Source organism: Vibrio genomosp. F10 str. 9ZD137 (genome assembly GCF_049974785.1).
Lineage (GTDB): Bacteria > Pseudomonadota > Gammaproteobacteria > Enterobacterales > Vibrionaceae > Vibrio.
This window is the reverse complement of record NZ_JBNGCJ010001036.1, coordinates 1-3,385: the sequence shown is the minus strand read 5'-3', so window position 1 is coordinate 3,385 and position 3,385 is coordinate 1. Positions and strand designations below refer to the sequence as shown.

At 42.5% G+C, this 3,385-nt stretch carries 4 protein-coding genes; 3 read left to right on the top strand and 1 reads right to left on the bottom strand.

What is annotated here, in order from left to right:
- Window positions 1-1,085 (bottom strand): transporter substrate-binding domain-containing protein (locus tag ACP45E_RS22040; protein ID WP_141707490.1); only part of this gene is annotated, 1,085 nt, incomplete at its 3' end.
- Between the two features lie 299 nt (window positions 1,086-1,384).
- Here ACP45E_RS22040 and ACP45E_RS22035 point away from each other — a divergent pair.
- The 3 genes from ACP45E_RS22035 to ACP45E_RS22025 all read left to right on the top strand — a co-directional run.
- A complete protein-coding gene (locus ACP45E_RS22035) occupies window positions 1,385-2,356 on the top strand; it encodes a tripartite tricarboxylate transporter substrate binding protein (protein WP_017034098.1) in 972 nt (323 codons plus the stop codon).
- 265 nt (window positions 2,357-2,621) lie between these two features.
- On the top strand, window positions 2,622-3,119 hold the full coding sequence (locus tag ACP45E_RS22030; protein WP_017034099.1) for a tripartite tricarboxylate transporter TctB family protein: 498 nt from the start codon (window positions 2,622-2,624) through the stop codon (window positions 3,117-3,119).
- A 14-nt stretch (window positions 3,120-3,133) separates the two neighbouring features.
- A partial coding sequence (locus ACP45E_RS22025; protein ID WP_198927783.1) for a tripartite tricarboxylate transporter permease occupies window positions 3,134-3,385 on the top strand: 252 nt, incomplete at its 3' end.

Below are 3,385 nucleotides of genomic sequence, written 5' to 3'. Positions count from 1 at the left end.
CCTACGATGGATTGCAAGAGATCTAATTCACCTCGATTGAATTTATCGGACAGCTCTTGCCAGGTGAATCCATTAACAAACTCAAACTTTAACCCCGTCATTTCACTCACGATGGAAAGGAGATCAACGGAATAACCTCTTGGTTCGCCTGCCAATGAATAGTCTAAAGGGCCCCAATCATTTTGGTTAGAAACCAGTAATGATCTTGAGTCTTCTAAAAACCGTTTTTGCTCTGCATTAAAGGTCAGCACGTTAGATGGAGGAATAATTGTTCGTTGGATCTCTTTTTGTTGGCTATGGCTAGACGCAATAATTTCGCCTCTGTTATTAAAAATGAAAGACTCAACGCCTAACTCCCCACCTAACCCCAAAGCTTTTGGCGAGATCAGAGAGCTGACTGAAGACAGGACAATATCTATCCCTATCACTTCATGATTGGTTCTCACTGCGTACGTTTGCCCAGTTATTTTAAGATGTTGAAATAAATAGGGGTCCGTTTTGAGCACGTGTTCTTTTGTTGCTTGAGCATACCAAGGCCGCTGAGTTGGGTAGAAGTTACTCTCTTCCGTCGTTTTTTTGGTCAGCGTATAATTTTCGGTATAATAGTGTGTCTCTCTTACCCTGTTCTCTTTGGGCCCATTAACCTGTATCACGACCCATCGATCATTAACCGCAGCGTTAAGTTTCTCTCGGACAATCGGCGATGAATCAAGGTTAATTATTTGGTAAAAATCTTCATTGTTACTGCCCCAATAAATACTATAAAACATGGGGTTATCTAACAGTGTCTGAGTAAAAATAGTCTTCACTTCACGTTGACTAAATTGATACTCGGTTACCACAGAAATATGCTTCAATAACCTTGCAACATTCGAAGCATTGGCCTCTATATCCTCTATATGCTCACTGACTTTAGATGAGGTAAACGACAGTTTAGACAGCACTAAATCTTCTGACATCTCTCTTGAAAAGTGATATTGGATAGAAATGGTAAAAAGAGAAGTGAGCATTGTAGCGAGGATGAATAAACTCCCGACAGTAAAACGGATCGAGTACTTTCTAGTCTTCCTTTTTGAATCTTTCATTCCCACCCTCCATAGTGTGACCGAATGACATTGGCGTTTATACGCTCTATTTAACTCATTTTTTTTATTCAATTGTCAGCATAGCAAGCTAACTGGCACCTTGATGTTCATACCGTGAACTTTATGAACTAAATCTCCTAAATGACCAATATTCTTTTTATCCACACATTAAAGACAAAAAATTAACATCCACGTAACCTCAAATGACTCTGCATAGTCGGTTCACTTGTCTATGCAGACAAACATAATGATAAGCACTCGTCTATTCAGATCGTGCACCTACATAAGGAACGTGAAACATGTTTAAGGTATTAAAACCAACACTTGCAGCGTCTATTATCGCAGCATCATTTTCTTTCAGCGCTTTTGCAGCGGATCTAGAGAAAATCCACTTTATTATTCCAGGTGGCGCTGGTGGTGGTTGGGATATGACCGCTCGTGGTACAGGGGATGTTCTGGTTAAATCTGATATTGTTGAAAATGTGTCATTCCAAAACCTTTCTGGTGGCGGCGGCGGTAAAGCCATTGCACACCTTATAGAAACGGCTGAGCGTCAAGAAGACACCCTAATGGTAAACTCAACACCGATTGTTGTTCGCTCACTAACCGGTATTTTCCCTCAATCTTTCCGTGATTTAACGCCTGTTGCAGCAACTATCGCGGACTACGGTGCAATCGTTGCCTCTGCTGATTCTCCCTACAATACATGGGAAGACGTGGTTAAAGAGTTCGAATCGAACCCTCGTAAAGTAAAAATTGCTGGCGGATCAGCGCGTGGCAGTATGGACCACCTTGTTGTTGCGGCAGCGTTTAAAGGTGAAGGGTTTGATGCGAAGAAAGTTCGCTATATTGCCTACGATGCGGGTGGTAAAGCAATGGCAGCATTGCTATCAGGCGAAACACAACTTCTATCAACGGGTTTAGGCGAAGTGTTAGAAATGTCTAAATCAGGTCAAGTAAAAGTTATTGCCATCACGGCACCTGAGCGTCTTGAAGCGGCTCCAAACATTCCAACACTGGTTGAGTATGGCAATGAGACCGTCTTTGCTAACTGGCGCGGTTTCTTTGCAGCACCAGGCGTTAGCCAAGAAAAAGTGGACTCATGGAACCAAGCACTGACGAAGATGTACAAAACAGAGCAGTGGGAAGTGGTTCGTGACCGTAACGGTTGGATCGACAACTACAAAGCAGACAAAGACTTCTATTCATTCCTTGAAGATCAAGAAAAGCAAATGGGCGATCTAATGCGTGAGCTTGGTTTCCTTAAGTAACACCATTAGTAACACATCAATATAGGGCTTCTGGGCAGTTATATGCCGTTGAAGCCCTAGATATAAACCGTTTTGCCGTATACGAGTTTACCCTCAAAACTCCTTTGTTTATTGCATATTTTATGTACTTAAGCAGGTAAGCCCAATTGACTAGCAGTAATTTAGCTTACTTTTTGGTTAGCGCTTAGCTCTTCACTATAGAAGATAGCGGCTCATTAACTCGCTCGTATACGGCCTTTTATTTCCTCAGCAATTGGAGTTGGATATGTCGGATTCGCCAACCAATTTTTTCACTAAAGAAAACTTACTGTGTCGCGATAGAGTCGGGGCGTTTATCTTCCTTTTAGTCTGTTTATGTTATGGCTACCAAAGCACTCTTATTCCTTTGTTCCCTGGCGATGAATATGAACCGTTTACGGCAAGAACCTTGCCTACCCTACTCACCTTTGCTGGTATCGGCCTTTCCCTTCTTTTATTAGTGACTGGCAAAAAAGATGTAGACAGTGGTGCCGTTACTGACTTTGACTGGAAGTTGCTTATCGCATTTTTGTGCTTGATGGCATTGTACGGACTTGGATTAACCTACTTAGGTTTCGTGATAGCAACCAGTCTGTTTCTTCTTGCTGGCTTCTACTTACTCGGAGAACGCAGAAGATCCGTACTGCTGGGCGCGTCATTCCCTTTTGTTATCATTTTTTATTTGCTCCTGACACAAGGTTTAGATATTTATCTTGAGCCTGGTCTGATCTTCACTCTCTGGTAATTAGGACTCACAATATGTTAGACGGAATTTTACAAGGACTCTCTACCGCAGTGATGCCAATGAACATCATGATGGTAGTTGTTGGTTGTTTTGTGGGGACTTTTATCGGCATGCTGCCTGGCCTAGGGCCAATTTCAGCGATTGCTTTGATGATCCCAATCACTTATGGATTAGACCCTTCTTCTGGCCTTATCTTGATGGCGGGTGTTTATTATGGCGCGGTATTTGGCGGTTCGACCTCGTCAATTTTGATTAACGCACCAGGC

Coding starts and splice junctions, on each gene's coding strand:
- ACP45E_RS22035 (WP_017034098.1), top strand. CDS start 1,385: ATGTTTAAGGTATTAAAACCAACACTTGCAGCGTCTATTATCGCAGCA.
- ACP45E_RS22030 (WP_017034099.1), top strand. CDS start 2,622: ATGTCGGATTCGCCAACCAATTTTTTCACTAAAGAAAACTTACTGTGT.